This window comes from Vibrio sp. B4-6 (assembly GCF_963888245.1).
Lineage (GTDB): Bacteria > Pseudomonadota > Gammaproteobacteria > Enterobacterales > Vibrionaceae > Vibrio > Vibrio anguillarum.
Genome location: NZ_CAWPIM010000022.1, coordinates 115,228 through 136,887, shown reverse-complemented (window position 1 = coordinate 136,887; position 21,660 = coordinate 115,228). Strand labels below are relative to the sequence as shown.

General features: G+C 47.4%; 14 protein-coding genes. 4 read left to right on the top strand and 10 right to left on the bottom strand.

Going from position 1 to position 21,660, the window contains the following annotated elements; translation table 11 throughout:
- The first annotated feature begins 41 nt into the window (after positions 1 to 41).
- Complete coding sequence (locus AACV20_RS07405; protein WP_170907053.1) at positions 42 to 1,454, top strand: phosphoglucomutase/phosphomannomutase family protein; 1,413 nt, start codon at positions 42 to 44, stop codon at positions 1,452 to 1,454.
- Positions 1,455 to 1,560: 106 nt separating this feature from the next.
- Here AACV20_RS07405 and AACV20_RS07400 read toward each other — a convergent pair whose 3' ends face one another.
- From AACV20_RS07400 to AACV20_RS07375, 6 genes are all read right to left on the bottom strand, one after another.
- Complete coding sequence (locus tag AACV20_RS07400; RefSeq protein WP_017048375.1) at positions 1,561 to 2,589, bottom strand: ABC transporter ATP-binding protein; 1,029 nt, start codon at positions 2,587 to 2,589, stop codon at positions 1,561 to 1,563.
- Positions 2,589 to 4,214, bottom strand: coding sequence for an ABC transporter permease (locus AACV20_RS07395; protein ID WP_170907052.1), 1,626 nt, complete (start codon positions 4,212 to 4,214; stop codon positions 2,589 to 2,591). The genes AACV20_RS07400 and AACV20_RS07395 overlap by 1 nt, the downstream gene beginning before the upstream one ends.
- Before the next feature lie 100 nt (positions 4,215 to 4,314).
- Positions 4,315 to 5,328: a Fe(3+) ABC transporter substrate-binding protein gene (locus AACV20_RS07390; RefSeq protein ID WP_013857651.1), complete on the bottom strand. Its 1,014-nt coding sequence runs from the start codon at positions 5,326 to 5,328 to the stop codon at positions 4,315 to 4,317.
- Between the two features lie 140 nt (positions 5,329 to 5,468).
- Entirely contained in the window at positions 5,469 to 6,698 is a 1,230-nt protein-coding gene (locus AACV20_RS07385; RefSeq protein WP_026028234.1) for an ammonium transporter, read from the bottom strand.
- Positions 6,699 to 6,725: 27 nt separating this feature from the next.
- Positions 6,726 to 7,064, bottom strand: coding sequence for a P-II family nitrogen regulator (locus AACV20_RS07380; RefSeq protein WP_010317537.1), 339 nt, complete (start codon positions 7,062 to 7,064; stop codon positions 6,726 to 6,728).
- A gap of 191 nt (positions 7,065 to 7,255) precedes the next feature.
- The gene (locus AACV20_RS07375; protein ID WP_010317535.1) at positions 7,256 to 7,642 is read right to left on the bottom strand and encodes a YacL family protein; all 387 of its coding nucleotides are present in this window, start codon (positions 7,640 to 7,642) and stop codon (positions 7,256 to 7,258) included.
- 81 nt (positions 7,643 to 7,723) lie between these two features.
- On the opposite strand from AACV20_RS07375, the gene AACV20_RS07370 reads away from it, so the two are divergent.
- The 3 genes from AACV20_RS07370 (at position 7,724) to AACV20_RS07360 (ending at position 11,428) form a co-directional block, all read left to right on the top strand.
- Positions 7,724 to 8,869: a sugar diacid recognition domain-containing protein gene (locus AACV20_RS07370; protein WP_170907051.1), complete on the top strand. Its 1,146-nt coding sequence runs from the start codon at positions 7,724 to 7,726 to the stop codon at positions 8,867 to 8,869.
- A 133-nt stretch (positions 8,870 to 9,002) separates the two neighbouring features.
- Positions 9,003 to 10,268 (top strand): GntP family permease, encoded by a 1,266-nt coding sequence (locus tag AACV20_RS07365; RefSeq protein WP_013857655.1) that lies wholly within the window; start codon positions 9,003 to 9,005, stop codon positions 10,266 to 10,268.
- A gap of 20 nt (positions 10,269 to 10,288) precedes the next feature.
- The gene (locus tag AACV20_RS07360) at positions 10,289 to 11,428 is read left to right on the top strand and encodes a glycerate kinase (protein WP_170907050.1); all 1,140 of its coding nucleotides are present in this window, start codon (positions 10,289 to 10,291) and stop codon (positions 11,426 to 11,428) included.
- A gap of 212 nt (positions 11,429 to 11,640) precedes the next feature.
- On the opposite strand, the gene acnB is transcribed toward AACV20_RS07360, so the two are convergent.
- The 4 genes from acnB to hrpB all read right to left on the bottom strand — a co-directional run bounded on the left by acnB (position 11,641) and on the right by hrpB (position 21,645).
- Positions 11,641 to 14,238: a bifunctional aconitate hydratase 2/2-methylisocitrate dehydratase gene (gene acnB / locus AACV20_RS07355; RefSeq protein WP_017045872.1), complete on the bottom strand. Its 2,598-nt coding sequence runs from the start codon at positions 14,236 to 14,238 to the stop codon at positions 11,641 to 11,643.
- 246 nt (positions 14,239 to 14,484) lie between these two features.
- Positions 14,485 to 16,743, bottom strand: coding sequence for a patatin-like phospholipase family protein (locus tag AACV20_RS07350; RefSeq protein WP_170907156.1), 2,259 nt, complete (start codon positions 16,741 to 16,743; stop codon positions 14,485 to 14,487).
- Between the two features lie 88 nt (positions 16,744 to 16,831).
- A complete protein-coding gene (gene mrcB / locus AACV20_RS07345) occupies positions 16,832 to 19,180 on the bottom strand; it encodes a penicillin-binding protein 1B (protein WP_170907049.1) in 2,349 nt (782 codons plus the stop codon).
- Positions 19,177 to 21,645, bottom strand: coding sequence for an ATP-dependent helicase HrpB (gene hrpB / locus AACV20_RS07340; protein ID WP_170907048.1), 2,469 nt, complete (start codon positions 21,643 to 21,645; stop codon positions 19,177 to 19,179). The genes mrcB and hrpB overlap by 4 nt, the downstream gene beginning before the upstream one ends.
- Between the last annotated feature and the right edge of the window lie 15 nt (positions 21,646 to 21,660).

Here is a 21,660-nt window from a genome sequence, read left to right as displayed (position 1 = left end):
AAGGAGCTGAGGCTCAACATTCGTCCCACAAGGATTTTATTATGATCAAATTTGGTACAGGTGGCTGGCGCGCCTTTATTGGTGAAGAGTTTACCAAAGACAACGTCTGTCTAGTGGCTCAATCACTTGCCAACATCATTAACCATGAAAATGTGGCTAACAACGGGTTCGTTATCGGCTACGACCGCCGCTTTCTTTCTGACAAAGCCGCACGTTGGTTTGCGCAAGTCTTAGCAGCGAATGGCGTGGTGGTAAGTTTTATCGATAAGTTTGTTCCTACCCCTATTGTGATGTTCAAGGCCAAAGAGATGAATTGCGCCTATTCGGCGTGTATTACGGCATCCCACAACCCTGCGGACTACAATGGCATCAAAGTGTTCATTGAAGGTGGGCGAGACGCTGATGAGGTGATCACGCAAAAGATTGAACAACAAATCACGTCACTGACGCTTGCCGATGTAAAACACGTCGAATTTGAACAAGCGCTGCAAGATAAATCGATCGTCATCATCAATCCAATGAATGAGTTTGTCGATTCAATCATCAACTTTATCGACATTGAAGCGATCAAAAAAGCCAACCTACGTGTGTTGATTGACCCTATGTTTGGCGTCGCGAAAAATGCATTGCAGACGGTTCTGATCAATGGCCGCTGCGATGTGGATGTGATCAATGATGGCAAAAACCCCGATTTTGGCGGTTTAATGCCTTCCCCTAATGCAGCGACTCTTTATCGTCTCAAACATTTAGTAGCCGCAGAAGGTTACGATATTGGGATAGGTACCGACGGCGATGCAGACCGACTTGGTATTATTGATGAGAAAGGCAACTTCATCCATCCTAATGAAGTACTGATCCTGCTTTACTACTACCTGCTTGAATATAAGGGCTGGAAAGGATCCGTGGTGCGTAACATCGCCACCACCCACTTACTGGATAAAATTGCCGCTGACCACGATGAGAAAAGTTTTGAAGTCCCCGTTGGCTTTAAGCACATCAGCTCACAAATGGAAGCGGATGATTCACTAATTGGTGGTGAAAGCTCCGGCGGTTTAACCATTCGTGGACACATCAAAGGTAAAGATGGGGTTTTTGCATCGAGTTTGTTGGTTGAAATGATCAGCGTGACAGGTAAAAAACTCTCCGAATTACTGGGGGAAATTTACGCGAAATACGGTTACGCCTACACCGCAGAAGGTGACTGCAAATTTAAAGCCGCACAAAAAGAGTCGTTGTATAACAAAATTTACGTTGAGAAACAGTTGCCTCAATTTGATTATGAGATTGAGAAAGTCAGTTACGAAGACGGAGCCAAAGTCTACTTTAAAAACGGCGGCTGGGTTATTGCTCGTTTCTCTGGCACTGAACCATTGCTACGCATTTTTGCCGAAATGGCGGATAAAGACACTGCAGAACGTGTTCTTCAACAGGTGAAAGATTTTCTATCGTTATAGCTTTTACCCACTTAGACTCAAATTTGAGTCGCTATACCCGCACAGTATGAAGAGGTTGTAGGTATATCGATGAAGAACACTTGCCCGGCGTCATGCCGGGCTTTTTTTAAAAAGCCAACACACCTTGCGTATCAATGCTGACTGCAACATTTTGCCCAACGCTCAACGGCTGTGAAGAACTCGCCAGCAACTTACTGCCATACGCATCAATCACATAACGGCAGTGATCGCCCATAAATTGCTGCTCTAACACGCGGACTTTGCTCTCTTGTTGCGCACTAATTTGAATGTGTTGTGGCCGCAGTAGTAATTCGCATTTGGCTTCAAGCTCAATGGGTTGCTGAGCTTTGGCGTCAACCACACCTAAATCGGTCTCAAATTGCCATTCTGAAATTCGTTTGGCGCTTAAATAACTTCCACCACCCAAGAAATCGGCCACAAATTTACTCGACGGTTGGTAGTACAGCTCTGATGCGGTGCCATATTGCTCAATGACACCGTGGTTCATTACCGCCATTTTATCAGCAAAAGCAAAAGCTTCTTCGCGGCTATGGGTCACAAAAATAGCCGTCACACCCTGCTTTTTAAAAATGTTGCGAATTTCACCGATCAACTCATGGCGAACTTGGGTATCGATGTTGGAAAACGGCTCATCAAGCAGTAGCAGATCCGGTTTATACGCCAAGGAGCGAGCAATCGCCACTCGCTGCTGCTGCCCACCTGATAGTTGATGAGGATAACGATCCCCCAGCTCCGCTAAATGCACTAATGCCAACATCTCTTCGACTTTTGCTTTGCGCTCGGTTTGAGAGAGTTGACGCAATCCAAACGCGATATTTTCCGCAACAGTTAAGTGAGGAAATAGCGCATAATCTTGGAAAATCATCCCTATGTTTCGCGCTTCCGGTGGCAACCAATGTTGACCATCGTCAATCGTCACACAATTAAGGCTCATCACCCCAGAGCTAAGCGGCAGCAAACCCGCAATAGCTTTCAATAAGGTCGTTTTCCCACAACCACTTGCTCCTAATAAACAGACGATTTCTCCCTGTTTGACTTCCAGCGACAGTGATTGTAAAACCGTTTGGTTTTCATATTTGCAAGTCAAATCATGGATAGACAGCGCACAACTCATCAGTGATTTTGCTCCAGTGAACGGTTAACGACGATAAGTGGAATTAAACCAACCGCGACCAAGAGTATCGCAGGCAAAGCAGCCACTTCTAATTGTTCATCCGATGCGTAGTTATAAACATAGGTCGCCAAGGTTTCGAAATTGAACGGACGCAATAACAAAGCGGCATTCAGCTCTTTCATTGACTCAATAAACACCAACAACCCAGCGATAAGCGTACCACGGCGGATCAATGGCAGATGAACTCGCCACAGCATAGCGTTCGATCGATAACCCATAGTTCGAGCCGCCATATCCAAAGAAGGTGAGACTTTATTGAGGCTACTTTCTATGCTACCAATCGCCACGGCCGAAAAACGCACCACTAAAGCAAAAATAATAGCAAACATCGAACCAGAAAAGATAAGACCCGGTCGCCCCCATTGCATCGCTTTAGCAACATCATTGACCCAATGATCCATAAACAGCACCGGAACCATCACACCAATCGCTAGCACGGTTCCAGGAACCGCATAACCCATAGAAGACAAGCGCATAAAGGCTAAAGTCACCCCGTTGGCATTCAACCGATGGCAAAAATTCACTACCAAAGCAATCAACACCGCCACCAGCGCTGTCGCCAACGAAACCGTTAAGCTATTTATCGCAAAGTCTTGAAACTCCGAAGTCCAACTTTTCGCAAAATAGTGATAAGCGAATGAGGCCAACTGCAATAAAGGCAGAAGAAATGCGAGCGCAACTAGCCCCCAACACCAACACAAAGCGGCCCATTTTTTCCACCCTTGCAACTGATAGCGAAAATCTTCATGGCTGTTAAATTGGCTTTGAAATAATTTCTGTTTACGACGGCTATAGCGCTCTGCGCTCAGCAGTAATAATACAATCACCAACATGATGGCGGATATTTTCGCTGCCGCATTCAAATTAGAATAACCGAGCCAAGTGTCATACACCGCAGTCGTTAGGGTATTAACGGCAAAGTAACTCACCGTACCAAAATCACCCACCGTTTCCATCGCCACTAAGGAGAGGCCAACCGCCATCGCGGGCCGTGCAAGCGGTAGTGAAATCAGACGAAAACTCTGCCACGGAGAGCATTTTAATAGACGAGCGGATTGCAATAAGGAGACGTTTTGTTCCATGAATGCAGCACGGCACAGTAGGTAAACATATGGATAAAGCACCAGCGCAAGCACAATGCTTGCCCCGCCCAAACTGCGAATGTCGGGAAACCAGTAATCACCTGCGCCCCAGCCAGTAAGATCTCTAAGTAACACTTGCACTGGGCCTGCGTAGTCAAACCAACCGGTAAAGATGTAACCGATAATATAGCCGGGCATCGCAAGTGGTAACACCAAAGCCCATTGTAAAATGCGTTCGGTAGGCAGCTTACACATCGCCATTAACCAAGCAGTGGGAATGCCAAATAGCAAAGAAAGCCCCATCACACTGAACGTTAATACGACGGTATTAAAGGTATAGGTGGGCATCACTGTTGACATGAGATGAGAAAAAACCTCATCACTTTGTCCCGCAGCGGTAATAAAGATGGCTAAGATCGGCAAAACCAGTAGCACAGTGACACTGGCACTACTGGTTTTCCATAATGTATTTTTTTCTTTCATTGCCTAATTACAATAAGGCTTACTGACACATAAATGCGTTTGCAAATACATCTCATGCCCCTTCAATAGAATAGGGGCACTGTTATACCCCTAGAACCGATTAAAGGTCAAATTTCACTTCATCAAGCAGCTTAATTGCCGCGGCATGATTGTCGGCAATTTTTTCGAGCGGCAGTGGGTCAGCTTTAAAATCACCCCATGAAGCGACTAGTGCAGAACGCTCAACACCTGCTTTTACTGGGTATTCAAAGTTGACGTCAGCGTACATGTGCTGTGCTTTATCGCTGGTCAAAAACTCCATCAGCTTAACTGCGTTTTCTTTGTTAGGCGCGTACTTCGCCATCGCCATACCACTCACGTTAACGTGCGTGCCTTGCGCATTCTGGCCGGGGAAGTTGATGTAGACGGCTTCAGCCCATGATTTTTGCTTCTCATCAGCTAACATTTTCCCTAAATAATAGCTATTACCCAATGAGACATCACACAAACCTTCTTTAATCGCTTTAACTTGGTCACGATCATTACCTTGAGGCTTACGTGCTAAATTTGCTTTGACACCTTCAAGCCAAACTTTAGTGCTCGCTTCGCCTTGCTCTGCAATCATGGACGCAACCAGCGCCACGTTGTAAGGATGCTTACCACTACGAGTACAGATTTTGCCTTTAAATTCAGGTTTCGCGAGGTCAGCGTAGTTGAAGTCATCACCCAGCTTGCCTACGCGATCGCGTGATGAGTAGACGCTACGGGTGCGTATTGTTAGTGCAAACCACTCATCTGCGCTATCGCGATATTGGGCAGGAATGTTAGTTTCAATGGTTTTGTTATCCACCGCTTGGACTAAACCTTTTTCAGATAACTCAAAAAGACGGCTAAATTCTGAGGTTAAAATCACGTCAGCAGGGCTGTACTCACCCTCTTGTACCAATTTCTCAGCAATCCCTTCTTTCGCAAACTTCACATTCACTTTAATGCCCGTTTGTTGAGTGAACTCTTTAAACATCGGCTCAATCAAAAATGGTTGGCGGTATGAGTAAACGTTGACCTCCTCTGCCGCCATCGCGCTCGGAGCCATCACACTACATGCCATCGCAGACAGAGTAAGCAGTTTCTTCATTTCTAGTTCCCTTTAAAATTGGTAATGATAATGTTTATCAGTTTCGTTATTATATTGATGATAGATTGAAAAACAATTCAATCAATAAAAAAACCTGCCTTAATCGGCAGGTTTTTAGGTAGGTTATCTGTAAGGAAATATTACTTTATTGTCACGAATTCTGGGTAGGCCCCCACCCCACAGTCGTGCATATCCATCCCTTCTAATTCTTCTTCTTCCGAAACTCGAATGCCTATCGTTGCCTTCAGAATGCCCCAAACCACAAGGCTTGCACCAAATACCCAAGCGAAAATTACTGCGGCTCCAAGTAGTTGAGCGCCAAAAGTCGCATCAGTATTGCTGATTGGCACAACCATTAAACCGAACAAACCACATACGCCATGTACCGAAATTGCGCCCACAGGATCGTCAATTTTCACTTTATCAAGGGCAATAATGCTAAACACCACTAACACACCCGCTACAGCACCAATCGCTACCGCATACAATGGTGATGGAGAGAGAGGATCAGCGGTAATGGCCACTAACCCGGCCAACGCACCGTTAAGCACCATGGTTAGATCCGCTTTACCCCAAGTGGTTTTACACACTAATAGAGCCGCGATAGAACCCGCTGCTGCAGCGGCATTGGTGTTGAGGAAAATCTGACCAACCGCTGTCGCGTTTTCAAAATCAGACAGCATTAGTTGTGAACCACCGTTAAAACCAAACCAGCCAAACCACAAGATAAATGTACCCAAAGTCGCAAGTGGCATGTTGGAGCCCGGAATAGGGTAAATTTCACCATTTTTACCGTATTTACCTTTACGTGCTCCCAACAAGATGACCCCAGCTAGCGCCGCCGATGCACCCGCTAAGTGAACAATACCAGAGCCGGCAAAATCACTGAAACCGGCAGCAGAAAGAAAGCCACCGCCCCAAGTCCAATAGCCTTCCATTGGGTAAATGAATGCGGTCAAAATGACGGAAAAAATAAGGAACGACCACAATTTCATTCGCTCAGCGACAGCGCCAGAAACCACCGACATCGCGGTTGCCACAAACACCACTTGGAAGAAAAAGTCTGATTCAAGGGAGTGATCCGCCCCTTCTGCTTGGCTACCTATCAAGGAGCCGAATGAAGGCAGCCAGCCTGCTTCTGCGTTATCAACATACATAATGTTGTAACCAACCACTAAATACGTGGTACAGGCAATCGCGTACAAACAAAAGTTTTTGGTTAAAATTTCAGTGGTGTTTTTAGAACGGACTAAGCCCGCCTCTAGCATGGCAAAGCCAGCTGCCATCCACATCACCAACGCACCCGAAATCAAGAAAAAAAACGTATCGAGTGCGTAACGTAGCTCTGTTACCGTTGCTGCTAATTCCATAATGGTTATCTCCAATCCTTTGAATCTTTACAGTGCTTCACTGTCCATTTCGCCAGTACGAATACGCACAGCTTGGCTGAGGTCATACACAAAAATTTTTCCGTCACCAATTTTTCCGGTGTGCGCCGCTTTGATGATCGCCTCTATCACGCGATCGACATTTTCAGCTTGTGTCGCTATTTCTAATTTCACTTTAGGCAGAAAATCGACTTGATATTCCGCGCCTCGGTAGAGCTCGGTGTGCCCTTTTTGGCGACCAAAGCCTTTCACTTCGGAAACCGTCATCCCTTCGATGCCGACATCGGCCAAAGCTTCACGCACATCGTCTAACTTAAATGGTTTAATTATCGCGTTGATCAGTTTCATTGCATCCTCTCACAAGCAGTAGTCCGTTTACGATCAATACAATCCAAGCCGCGTGCCAACTTTTTAACTTAATGATTTTAAAAGATTTACAACCATTTCTTATGCCAAAAAGAAAAGGGTTGCACAAATGAGGTGCAACCCTTTCCCACAAATAAAGCGAAGTGTTTAATCTTCACCAGTTTTGTGCAGCGCTAAGTGAAGTCCGCAGGTGAGTAACGTACAAATTCGCACCACTGCTTGATCATCAAAGCAAAATCATCAATGCCGCAGCTTGCGGTGCTTTCACAATCGTAAAAATCAAACTCACTGTCACTATCAAGCGCTTCACCATGCGTCAAAACATTGGCCTGAACCGTGACCTCATCGGCAAGAATCATCACGCTGATCTCCTGCCCCTCAAGCGTCTGCTCTTGATTAAATGCACGTTTCGATGCTGCCATTAGCGCAATAACTTGATCTATTTTGGGAAGATCGTTGCTGATCTCCTCTTGTAGCCAACGGCCAATAATTTCGTGCCCCATCGAAAAAGAGCAGTAATAGCTCCCATCTAGGGTGTTTTTTTTAAATTCGTAGTCCATCGGGTTCTCGATATTGGTGCTTGGGGATACGGATAACTTTGCTATTATCGGTGATTATGGCTAACGAAACCACTTGATATTATGCAGATCACAGAAACCACCGCACGCCAGATTGTAGAAAGAGCGATGAAGATCATCACTTATTCAGTCAACGTAATGGATGAAAAGGGACGCATTATTGGCTCAGGTGATCCCACTCGTTTGCACCAGAAACACGAAGGGGCGATTTTAGCCATCAATGAAAATCGAGTGGTTGAAATTGATCATGCCACCGCCAGTTACCTAAAAGGCGTTAAACCCGGCATCAATTTCCCCATCATTTATCAACAACGAGTGATCGGCGTAGTTGGAATTTCCGGTAACCCAACGGAGGTTCACCGTTATGGCGAGCTGGTCAAAATGACGGCGGAGCTTATCGTTGAACAAGCCGCACTGATGGCACAAGTACAGTGGAATAAGCGCCACCGTGAAGAGCTGCTATTACAACTAATTCAAGGTGCCACTCTCAACGAAACACAGCTCAATTCAATCGCCGAGCGATTAGGGCTCGACCTTTCCCAGCCGCGTATCGCTGCCGTGGTCAAATTGATCCCAGATAACGACACCGCCTTATCGCTAGAACACTTACAGCAGTTAGTGCATCTGCTGGAATACCCTGAACGGGACAACTTAGTGGGGATCATTTCAGTTTCTCACAACGAAGTGGTGGTTTTAAAACCCATCTCACTCACCGAAAAAGGTTGGTCACAAGAGGCCGAAACTAAACGAGTAAATCAACTATTGAAGCGAGTGAAAAAAGAGGGAAAATTCACCATCAAAATTGCACTAGGTGATTATTTTCCAACGCTCTCTGGGCTGGCTCAATCTTATCAAACCGCCAAGTTGACGATGCAAGCCTCCCATCATAAACAGGGAGACGTCTTCTTTTATCAAGATGATAAGTTACCTGTACTGCTCAATAGCGTACAGCATGAGCCATGGAGCCGCGAGCAGTTACGCCAACCTTATACCCTGCTGGAACGGTATGATACTAAGGGAATATTAATTAAAACCCTCCGCCATTATTTTGAGCAAAACTGCGATGTTCATCAAACTTGCCAAGCACTGCATATTCACCGTAATACCTTGCGCTATAGGCTTGAAAAAATGGAGCAAGTAACCGCTTTAAAATTCAATCAGTTAAATGACATTACTCACCTTTATTTGGCTTTATCTTGCTTCAAATAAAAACATAAAATTGTGCATTTGCACAATTAATCAGTCGTGTCAAAGCCAGTAATCTGTGCAATAGACTGAAGACTCTTTTATTTTTGCTCCCTATATTGCAGCCAATCACTGATAAATAATATGGATATAGAAGATGATTGAAGTTTCAACTCTCGGAGCTCTGGCCGCATTAGTCGTAGCTATCACGCTCATTCTAAAAAAAGTACCACCCGCCTATGGCATGATCATCGGCGCGTTGGTCGGTGGCGTGATCGGCGGTGTATCGCTGACCGACACCGTTGCTCTGATGATTGGTGGCGCACAAGGCATTGTGACCGCGGTGCTACGCATTCTTGCAGCAGGTATTTTGGCTGGTGTATTGATTGAATCAGGCGCTGCCACTTCCATTGCAGAAACCATAGTGAAAAAGGTTGGAGAAACTCGCGCTTTATTTGCCTTGGCCTTAGCAACCTTAATTTTGACTGCGGTCGGCGTGTTTGTCGACGTGGCAGTAATCACCGTATCTCCTATCGCGCTGGCGATCGCTCGTCGTGCCGATCTCTCCAAGGCGGCCATTCTGCTAGCGATGATTGGCGGCGGTAAAGCGGGTAACGTAATGTCACCTAACCCTAATGCGATTGCCGCAGCCGACGCGTTTAACGTGCCACTTACTTCTGTAATGGCGGCGGGTATTATTCCTGGGATCTGCGGGCTTATTGTGGCTTACTTGATTGCCAAACGTTTAGTCAATAAAGGAAGTAAAGTCTCTGCCAGTGAAGTCGTTGCGGTGGATCATTCTAGGCTACCCCGCTTTAGCTCAGCGATCATCGCACCATTAGTGGCGATTGTGTTACTCGCACTACGCCCTATCGCTGGCATCAATGTGGATCCTTTAATTGCACTCCCATTAGGCGGATTAGTCGGTGCGGTCGTGATGGGACGATTTGCAGACACTAACCACTTCGCGGTTTCAGGTTTAACACGCATGGCTCCAGTTGCGGTTATGCTGCTTGGTACTGGTACTTTAGCCGGCATCATCGCCAATTCAGGTCTTAAAGGCGGTTTAATCGAAGTACTGACCGCTTCTGGGTTGCCTTCTTACCTGCTTGCACCGATCTCAGGTGCAATGATGTCACTGGCAACCGCTTCAACCACCGCAGGTACAGCCGTTGCCTCCAGCGTCTTTAGCTCCACTATACTCGAACTAGGCGTACCCGCACTGGCAGGGGCTGCCATGATCCATTCAGGTGCGACCGTACTTGATCATATGCCACACGGTAGTTTCTTCCACGCCACGGGCGGAGCGGTACATATGGACATTCGTGAGCGTCTCACCTTAATTCCTTATGAATCGGCAGTAGGTTTAGTGATTGCCTTCATTTCTGTGATGATTTTTGGCGTATTTGGTCTGTTTGTTTAACGCAGTTAAGGTGTTAAAAAATGAAAATTGTTATTGCTCCAGATTCTTATAAAGAGAGCCTAACGGCAATGGAAGTCGCCACCGCGATAGAGAATGGATTCAAACAAGTGTTGCCCGATGCGCACTACATTAAGTTACCGATGGCCGATGGCGGCGAAGGGACGGTCCAATCACTGGTTGATGCTACTAATGGATCGATTGTTACCACAACCGTAACGGCGCCGCTAGGTGAACAAGTCGAGGCTTTTTATGGCTTAATGGGTGATGGTAAAACAGCGATCATTGAGATGGCGGCCGCATCGGGCTTACACCTGGTGCCGCCAGAGCAACGCAACCCAATGAACACCACCAGCTACGGTACTGGTGAGCTGATTAAAACCGTGCTCGATCAAGGTGTTGAACACATCATCATCGGCATTGGTGGCAGTGCAACCAACGATGGTGGCCTCGGCATGGCGCAAGCCCTCGGCATTCAACTGCTTGATTCAGATGGCAATCCATTAGGCTTTGGTGGCGGTGAATTGTCAAAACTGGCCTCGATAGATCTCACACTACTGGACCCACGTTTAGCCCGCATCAAACTGGAGGTCGCTTGCGATGTCGATAATCCACTGTGCGGCGTACAAGGCGCTTCGCACGTCTTTGGCCCACAAAAAGGATCAACACCCGAGATGGTCGCGCAACTTGATGCCAACCTTGCGCATTATGCAAACATCATCAAAACGCAATTAGGTCGTGATGTTAAAGAGATGCCGGGTGCTGGCGCGGCAGGCGGTTTAGGTGCGGCGCTGGTTGGTCTACTAGGAGCGAGCCTTCGTCCGGGCATTGAAATTGTGATGGATGCCGTGAACCTTAGCGATGTGGTAAAGGATGCCGATTTAGTCATCACTGGGGAAGGACGCATTGATAGCCAAACCATTCACGGTAAAACGCCAATCGGTGTTGCGCGCACTGCCAAACTTTTTTCCGTGCCAGTGATCGGCATTGCAGGCTGCTTGTCAGCAGACTGCGCCGTTGTTCACCCACATGGCATTGATGCGGTATTCAGTGTCGTTCCACGCTCGGTCGACTTGCCTACAGCCCTTGCCGAAGCGGCGCAAAATGTAGAAATGACCGCGCGTAATGTCGCGTGTGTTTTTAGCTTGTCTTACAGGCAATAACTATTTCACTGAATACCATATGACGTTCACACTCATTTTAACTCCATTGACAGAACAACGTTATGAATTATGGGTCAAGCCATTGTTGGCGGAGCATTGCAGCCACCAATCGAACTTAATCTAATGTTATTTCAGCATTGAGTGAGAAGCTAGAATGGTAAAAAGCCACCGAATCGGTGGCTTTTTTATTAGGAGGTTAGCTTGGATAGCTCTTACACCGCTTGCTGGACAATCACACTGTCCGCTTTTTTAGTGTATTGCGCCATACGATGGAAGTTGAGGTAGCGATAGGTATCAGCTGCAGTTGCGTTGATCTGCTTCGCGTACTCTAGGTACTCTTCCAGTGTTGGAATGCGGCCTAAAATGGCACCCACGGCCGACAGCTCTGCCGAAGCAAGGTAAACATTCGCGCCAGTCCCTAAACGGTTCGGGAAGTTACGAGTCGAAGTCGACATGACGGTCGCTTTATCGGCAACACGCGCTTGGTTACCCATGCATAACGAACATCCTGGAGTTTCAATGCGTACCCCAGCGCGACCAAAGATGCCGTAATAGCCCTCTTCGGTAAGCTGATCTTTGTCCATCTTAGTCGGTGGCGCAACCCACAAACGCGTATCTAACTGACCATTGAACTTCTCAAGCAATTTACCTGCCGCACGGAAGTGACCAATGTTGGTCATACAAGAACCGATGAAGACTTCATCAATAGGCGTACCTTGTACATCAGAAAGTAAGCGCGCATCGTCTGGGTCATTTGGCGCACATAAAATCGGCTCTTTAATCTCAGCAAGATCAATCTCAATCACATGTGCGTATTCTGCATCACTATCCGCTTGCATCAACTCAGGATTGGCTAGCCACGCTTCCATCGCCGTAATACGACGCTCGATAGTACGGCGGTCACCATAACCTTCGGCGATCATCCACTTCAACATAGTGATGTTAGAGTTGAGGTACTCTTCAATTGAGGCTTGTGACAATTTAACCGTACAACCCGCCGCACTGCGTTCTGCCGAGGCATCAGAAAGTTCAAACGCTTGCTCAACCGTTAAGTGCTCAACCCCTTCGATTTCTAGCACACGGCCGGAGAATTCGTTAATTTTCCCCGCTTTCGCCACCGTGAGCAGGCCTTGCTTAATCCCGTAATAAGGAATCGCGTGCACTAGATCGCGCAGCGTGATGCCCGGCTGCATTTCACCTTTGAAACGCACCAAGACAGATTCTGGCATATCCAGTGGCATCACACCCGTTGCGGCCGCAAAAGCAACCAAGCCAGAACCGGCTGGGAATGAAATGCCAAGCGGGAAGCGTGTATGCGAGTCACCACCAGTACCGACGGTATCAGGTAACAACATACGGTTTAGCCATGAGTGAATAACGCCATCACCCGGACGCAGTGAAACACCGCCACGGTTCATGATGAAATCAGGCAAGGTATGATGGGTATTCACATCAACAGGCTTTGGATAAGCCGAGGTATGACAGAAAGATTGCATGACTAAGTCAGCAGAGAAACCGAGACACGCCAAATCTTTCAATTCATCACGTGTCATCGGGCCAGTGGTATCTTGCGATCCAACCGTGGTCATTTTAGGTTCGCAGTAAGTCCCCGGACGAACACCCGTCACGCCGCATGCTTTACCGACCATTTTCTGAGCCAGTGTATAACCTTTGCCTGTATCAGCCACTGCAACTGGGCGACGAAATACTGTTGACGCTTCTAAGCCTAGTGCTTCGCGTGCTTTATCCGTTAAACCACGACCAACGATCAGTGGAATACGGCCGCCAGCGCGCACTTCATCAATCAATACGTCGGTTTTAAGCTTGAACGTGGCAAGCACTTCGCCAGTGTCGTGGTTACACACTTTGCCTTCAAATGGGTAAACATCAATCACATCACCCATGTTGAGTTTGGTAACGTCAACTTCAATCGGCAACGCGCCGGCATCTTCCATGGTGTTGAAGAAGATAGGTGCAATTTTACCGCCGAGCACGTAGCCACCCGCGCGTTTATTAGGCACAAATGGGATGTCGTCACCCATAAACCACAAAACAGAGTTAGTCGCGGATTTACGAGACGAGCCTGTACCGACCACATCACCCACATAGACTAGCTGATGGCCTTTCTCTTTTAGAGCTTCGATTTGAGTGATAGGGCCAATGCTGCCTGCTTTATCGGGTTGAATGCCTTCACGTTCATTTTTCAACATAGCCAGTGCATGCACTGGAATATCTGGGCGTGACCATGCATCTGGCGCTGGTGACAAATCATCAGTATTGGTTTCGCCAGTAACTTTAAATACGGTTAGCGTGATCTTCTCTTGAAGAGCCGGTTTTGAAAGGAACCATTCCGCGTCTGCCCATGATTGCAGCACTTTTTGTGCATGTGCATTACCCGCTTTTGCTTTCTCTTCAACGTCATAGAACGCATCAAACATCAGTAGAGTACGCGATAGTGCATCAGCCGCAATCGGTGCCAGCTCTGCATCATCAAGCAATGAGACTAGCGGCTCGATGTTATAACCGCCTTGCATAGTTCCGAGTAGTTGCGCAGCTTTTGCGCGGCTCACTAACGGTGAAGAGACCTCACCTTTAGTTATGGCGGTTAAAAAGCCCGCTTTAACATAAGCGGCCTCATCCACACCGGGAGGAATTCGATTTTCAAGGAGATCAAGCATGAACGCTTCTTCACCTTGAGGGGGATTTTTCAACAGTTCAACAAGTCCTGCGACTTGTTCAGCATTTAGGGGTCTAGGAACAACTCCTTCGGCAGCACGCTCTGCGACGTGTTTACGGTAGGCTTCAAGCACGACTTTTTCCTCTCATTGCGGTTTACCCCATTATTATTGACATGATGGGCAAACATCCTTGGAAACTTGGCTCTCCATTGCCAGATATTTTTATGTAATCAGCGGCAGAGAGGCCAAACTGTGGGACGAAGAATAGCAAATTTAACTTTAAATTAAAATCTTATCATTTTGACCAACATAGCAACTTAAGACTAAAGTTCTATGATTTTTGAGTCACTTACCGCCCACTTTTCAGCTCAATTCTCGCTAAAAGGTAGTGCCAATACTCAAGTATATCGAATCAAAATTATCTTCGGTTCGACCATAAGCAAACATAATCGGTCCAATCGGCGAATCAACCCCGGCAAACACCGATCCCGCACCGTATAATGGGGCGGTATCAAAGCTTAGATCAGGATCAGACCATACACCGCCGTATTCTATTGATGCACCGACATAAAATGGGGAACTGAACAGGCCAAAGTCATTATCAAACCAGCGATAACGATACACTAAACTGGTGAACGCTTTGTTCTGGCCAATTAAGCTGTTACGAGGGATACCCGATAAATTTAAGAAACCACCAATCGATTTAGGGTTTATCGGTTCACTGGAATTTTTACTTTGTACCACACCGTAATCAAGATTACCGACCAAAGTATGGCGACCAAAGCTGTAAGCGGCGATCAGTTCACCGGAAAATTCATACACGGTATCGTTTGATTCAAGATCGGAAGAGACACCAGAAACTTTATCGTGCGATGCAAGATACTCAAGATCAAGATAAACACCGCGGGTAGGCAAGCTGAAGTCATCTAAGGTATCAATGCGGTAGTTAGCAAACACACCAGCACGGGTGTAATCCATATTTCCCATGGATGGCCAATTTGACACTTCAGCCTCCCCATCGGTATAGCGGATCCCTACCTTAAACTCTCGCCATAATTTATCTTGATAACCAAGCGACAATTCTCCAATCCATTCTAAATAGCTGATCGGCAAATAATCTTTACTGGCTTCTAGACTGGTGTCATCAAACCCTTGCATTGGCTTATTACGTTTATCATTGCTAAACGAAATCAAAGCTGAGGTAAACGCTTTTTGTCCTGAAAACAGAGGAGAAAAAAGCTCCGCTTCGATGATCTTATCGGTGCCCATTTCTAAATTGAAACGTAATTCAGAACCAAACGAATTTAAGTTAGTGAAATTGGAAGAGATACCCAGCGCATACTGACTATCCGTATGAAAATCATCTTCTAAGAAAAAGCGAAAATTGAGGTAATTTGGCCCCCAAGATTTCTCTTTTACATCAATGACCAGTTGGTTCTTTCCTTCAAATTCTCGGTATTCATAGGTCACTAACTCAAAGCGATCCAATGCATAGAGATTTTCGACCGTCGCTTCAATCTGCTCGGTTGATAGCGGTTGTCCTGTCTTTAAATGTAAACGGTTTTTTAACAATTGATCGCTGTAATGACTGCGGTTGTTGAGTACGATTTCATCAACCTGCACATCATCGCCATAAATTAAAGCCCTGCGGCGAGCTTGTTTTGCTTCCACATAGCGTTGATAACTAGCACTCGATAATGACAACGAAGTCAATACCGATTGGTTCGCCATTGCAATCTCATACCCTTTTTCATAAGCGGTAGGCATTTTATCAAATTCAGTGGTTTCCATACTGCCGACATCAGGGCGTAAAAAGACATCTTGCTCATTCAATAAACGTGCTTGTTTTTGAGTGCTTCTTTGTACGAGATAGTTGGAAAGCTGATCGGCTACCGTCAAAAAGGTGGTGAAAGCTTCTTGGTTTTTGTAATCGGTACTGATATCTATCGCGATAACAATATCAGCCCCTAAGGCACGTGCAACATCAACAGGCATGTTATTGGTCACACCGCCATCGACTAACCAACGACCATTAACTTCGTAAGGTGGCAGTGCTCCGGGTACTGACATACTCGCCATCATCGCATCCACTAAATAGCCACGATCCAACACTACTTCCTCAAGAGCAATGATATCAGTGGCTACCGCGCGATAAGGGATAGGCAGTTGGTCAAAGGAGTGAAATTCAGAGAGATTGCCCGACGTTTCTCGCAAAATACGCAACATATTCTGCCCTTGCACCACACCGCGTGGTGCGCGGATCTCCCCCCAACGCAGTCCAAGGTCGGTGGTCAGTTGATAGCGGTCTTCGTACTCTTTATCCCGAACACGACGTTGGCTACGGTTGACCCGGTCACGATAACCTTCATTCCAATCTACGCTGTAAATTAAACTTTCAATTTCATCGGCGCTCATACCACTGGCATAGAGGCCGCCCACATAAGCGCCCATGCTGGTACCAGTAATGAAATCAACGGGGATGCGCATCTCTTCCAGCGCTTTGAGAACGCCAATGTGCGCTGCACCTTTTGCACCTCCTCCCGCAAGAACGACGGCAACTTTGGGACGCGCAGCACTGTCCAGCATAGGTTTTTCAGCTTGTGGCTCATCAGCCACCGCGAAAGTCGCAGGAAACATGAATACCAAGAACAATAAGTTACTTAAAAACTGTTTCACGACTCTTCCTTAAATCCCTTTTAAATCAATTTAATATAAACTCCCCCAGCTACCACTGAAAGAGATTTTTTAACCATTGTCCTGGTTGTTTATCACAGCTCTGTTTCAATGCGCCGCTTTTATCCCACATGGGCAGTTTAAATTCGTTGTGACAATCTTGGACTAATTCCCCCTCGGAACTGGTTTTAAAGCCAATCGTGGTAATGCCTTGCGGCCAAGGAAGAAGTAATTTTTCTGGGATCCGATGTTGTAAATATTCCGCGTACACCCGTAATGCACCACTCGAACCCGTAAGTTTGATCGGCTGATTATCATCGCGGCCAAGCCAAACTGTGGTGACTTCACGGCCATCCACCCCGACAAACCAACTGTCGCGGCTATCGTTAGTGGTACCAGTTTTCCCCGCCAATGCCGCCCAAGCGAACTGGTTATTGAGATAGCGCCCGGTCCCTTCAAGTACTCCTCGCTTCATCGCATAAGTTGTAAGCCACGCCGCTTGCTGCTCAACGGCTTGGGATACTTTGGGAATTGATTGATAGAGCACATTGCCCTCTAAATCCAGTACCGAGCGCAGCGCCGATAAGGGCGCTTTTTTACCCGAGTTGGTTAAGGTTTGGTACATCTGCGCCACTTGATAAGGCGTCAGAGAAAACGCGCCAAGAAACATCGACGGTACAGGACGGATCTCCTCTTTGTTGACACCGAGCCGCACCAAAGTGTCAGAAACTTGTTCAATCCCAAGCTGCATGCCCAATTGTACCGTAGGCACATTAAGTGATTTGGCTAACGCGAGATACAGCGGCACTTCACCACGGAACTGACGATCAAAGTTGCGCGGTGACCACACTTCGCCTTTGTTCCCTTTGAGTGTGATAGGTTTATCGATAAGCGTGCTGGCTAAGTTGTATTTATCTGGCTGTGCGAGTGCGGTGAGATAGACCGCTGGTTTGACTAACGAGCCGATAGGACGGCTTGCATTTAAAGCGCGGTTAAAGCCGTCATAACCGGTCTGTTTACCGCCAACCATGGCACGGATCTCACCACTGGTTCGATCAACAGCGATTGCTGCGGCTTCTAAGTTTTTCCCCGCCGTTTTGGAAAGCACTGGAATTTGTCGATCAATCGCCAGCTCCAATTTGGCTTGCGAAACAGGATCGAGCGAGGTAAAAACGCGCAAGCCAGTATCCGCTTTGAAGATCTCGCCCACTTTCTCTTTCAGTTCAATTTTTAACTGCTGAAAATACGCGGGCTGCCGGCTGGCAATGTGAGGATGCTTTTGCACATCTAACGGTCGACTGGCCGCTTGTTCAAACTGTTTAGCCGTCAAAATATCTTGCTGCATCATCAGCTTTAAAACCAAGTCGCGACGCTCTTTAGCACGTTCAGGGTAACGCGCAGGGTTATAATAAGAAGGCCCTTTAACCATACCCACTAACAACGCTAATTGATCAATGCGCAATTCTTGCAATGGTTGACCGAAATAAAGCCGTGAGGCGAGGCCGAAACCGTGAATCGCCTCACCGCCACTTTGCCCTAAATAGACCTCATTTAGATAGGCTTCTAAAATGCGATCTTTACTGTAGCGATAGTCGATAATGAGCGCCATATAAGCTTCACGCACTTTACGCCATAAGGTTCGATCGCTAGATAAGAAAATGTTTTTTGCCAGCTGTTGAGTTAACGTGCTGCCGCCTTGCACAGTGCGCCCAGCCTTGATGTTGGCCACTAAAGCACGGGCAATCGCAAATGGAGAGATGCCATCATGTTGATAAAAATAGCGATCCTCGGTCGCAAGCAACGCATCCACCATCACTTCAGGAAACTGATCTCGACGTAAAAATAGCCGCTGCTCATCGTTACCTTTTTCAAGCATGCCGAGCATTTTGGGCTCAATACGCAAGTAACCTAAATCCCCTTTTTGCTCAAGAGATTGGATACGGACTAAACCGCTGTCATTAAAATGGAGCATCACATGGCGGTCAGGCTCAGGGCCATCGGCAAACTCAAAAGGGCGGCGGATGATCTCAATTTTGCTTGATGATGAAGAGTACTCGCCAGCATAGCGTGGTTGGTTCACTTTGCGATAGTTGAGTACATCAAGCTCATTGCGCAGCTCTTGCAGCGGGATGTCATCACCGGGAGCTAAATTCAAAATGCGCGCATACACGACGGTCGGTAAATCAAAAAGCTGACCTTCGAAGCGTTGTTTGACCACGCTATTTAGGTAAATACCAACAAACAACAGCACCGCGGCCAGTGCAAGGCTCAGTTTCCAGCCAATACCCCACACAATTTTCCACCACGCTTTGCGTGGCGGTGAAGGCTTCTTAGCCGGGCGACGTGAAGGTTTTTTTACGCTATTTTTTTGAGTGCCCGTAGGCTTTTTCTGGGTTGTCATTGTGCTAATTGCCGCTTAGTTTTCGTCGTCGCTATGTGGTTGGCAGGATCATCAGGCCAAACGTGTTTTGGGTAACGCCCTTTCATCTCTTTTTGTACTTCTTTATAAGCACCCTGCCAGAAACCGGCGAGATCTTGAGTTACCTGCAAAGGCCGCTGAGCAGGTGAGAGCAGTTCCATCACCACTTTTTTGCGCCCTTGAGCGATGGTAGGGGAATCTTGCTCGCCAAACATCTCCTGCATACGGACCGACAGCATCGGCTCCGCGCCCAGTTGATAACGAATGGCGGCTCGATTACCTGTGGGTAGCGGGTGGTGAGTTGGAAGCCAGCGATCAATCTCTTGGTTTAATGGCCAACCTAAATAGGCATTGAGCGCATCAAAAAGCGGTACTTTCGCTAACGCTTTGACCGATTTTACTCCGACTAAATAGGGGGCTAACCAAATTTCAAGATCATCAAGCAGCGCTTGTTCCTCGACAGCAGGCCACGCCGCTTCCGGTAGCCATTGCGCAGCGCAACGTATGCGCGTTAATAAAGCGCTCGCCGCTTCGCTCCACTGTAATACCGATAGCCCCTTGCGACGAACATAATTGAGCAAAGCTTGCGTCATTTTTTCATGAGCAGGCTCTGGCAGCGCTTCACGCTCAATGACCAATTTACCGCACAGGGTTAGCCTTTCCGCGCACAGTTTCCCCGCTTTCTCATCCCAATCGACTCGCTCTTGCGTACTAAATAGCTCTGGGAAATGGGCTTGCAGTGCATCCATATCCAACTCTGTCGCAACAAAGATTTGGCTCGCTTGTGAGCCGCTGCGCATTAAATCCACCACCACTAAATAGTGCGCGCCGGCGAGGCGTTCATCGTCACGCATTTGCGCGCCGTGACCATTCGCCAATAAAAACTGCCCCCGTTGCGACTCGCTGCGGCGCTGAGCAATGCGATCGGGAAAAGCCAAACTCAGCACTAACGCCAGCAATGATTCATCCACTTTTTTTAGCTGAAGTTGGCCACCGAGGGCGCGCGCAAGCGTCGTGGCACGCTGATGTAGGTTTTGTGTTTTAGGGTGAGTCGCTTGCTGCCAACGCATTAAGCTATGTTGTAAATCCAGCACATTACGCTCAGGCTCTTCCAATAACGCGGTCACAGCGAGCGCTGTATTTAGCATTGAATCACTCGTTTCATGGGCTTTGAGCAGCATACTCACCAGCCTTGGTTCCACACCGAGTGACTGCGCTTTTTTACCCAATGCGCTGAGCTGCTGTTTGCTGTCCATCAAACCAAGCGTATGCAATAGACTCCAAGCTTGCTGCATCGCTGCTGGTGGTGGTGTATCCAGCCAAGGCAAATCGTTGACCGACACCACACCCCACTGCGCAAGCTCCATCGCCAAAGGCGCTAAGTCACTGTGCAATATTTCCGCGCTCGGCACTTGGGGTTGCTGCTTATATTGTGCTTCGCTGTAAAGGCGCAAACAGATGCCAGATTCTAGGCGTCCGGCGCGCCCCGTGCGTTGCTGCGCCGATGACTGGGCAATTTTCACTTGCTCTAAACGAGTGATGCCCGTTTTAAGATCAAACTTCGCTATCCGCTCTAGCCCTGCATCCACCACTAAGCGTATCCCCTCAATGGTCAGCGATGTTTCGGCAATATTAGTCGCTAGCACAATTTTCCGTTTGCCTGCTACTGCAGGCGCAATCGCTTTTTGCTGCGCTTGTAGACTCAACTGCCCGTATAAAGGACAAATATCAAACTCATCGGCTAAGTGTGCGAGCTGCTGTTCAAGCTGTTTAATGGCTGAAACGCCAGGTAAAAAAGCCAGCAGAGAGCCACTTTCAGCTCGCATCAAGCCTTCAATCTGTTTGCTCATCGTCGGCACAAGATAATCATTGGCTCGCAGCGGTGCATAGCGCACTTCAACCGGATAAGCGCGACCTTCAGATTGCACATAAAGTGCTTGGGGTAATAATGACTGCAATGCCAGTTGATCTAAGGTTGCCGACATTACGACGATTTTAAGATCTTCTCGCAGCGCTGATTGCACTTCCAAACTCAATGCGAGAGCCGTATCCGCGTGAATACTCCGCTCGTGATACTCATCGAAGATCAAGAGATCGATTCCGCTTAGCTCAGGATCGGTTTGGATCATACGTGTCATGATCCCTTCTGTCACAATTTCAAGCTGTGTCGCTGCGCTGACTTTACTCTCACCACGCATACGATAGCCGACGGTTTGCCCAACACTCTCACCTAATTGCTGTGCTAAATAGCAAGCAATACTGCGCGCCGCCAAACGACGCGGTTCAAGCATGATGATCTTACCCGTGAATAATTGCGCTTTTAATAGCTGTAACGGGAAATGGGTCGACTTACCCGCGCCAGGAGCGGCTTTGACAATCATCTGTGGGTGAGCTTGTACTCCCGCCAGCAGCTCGGGCATCACAGCTTGAATGGGCAATTGTGACAATGTGCAATCCTTATG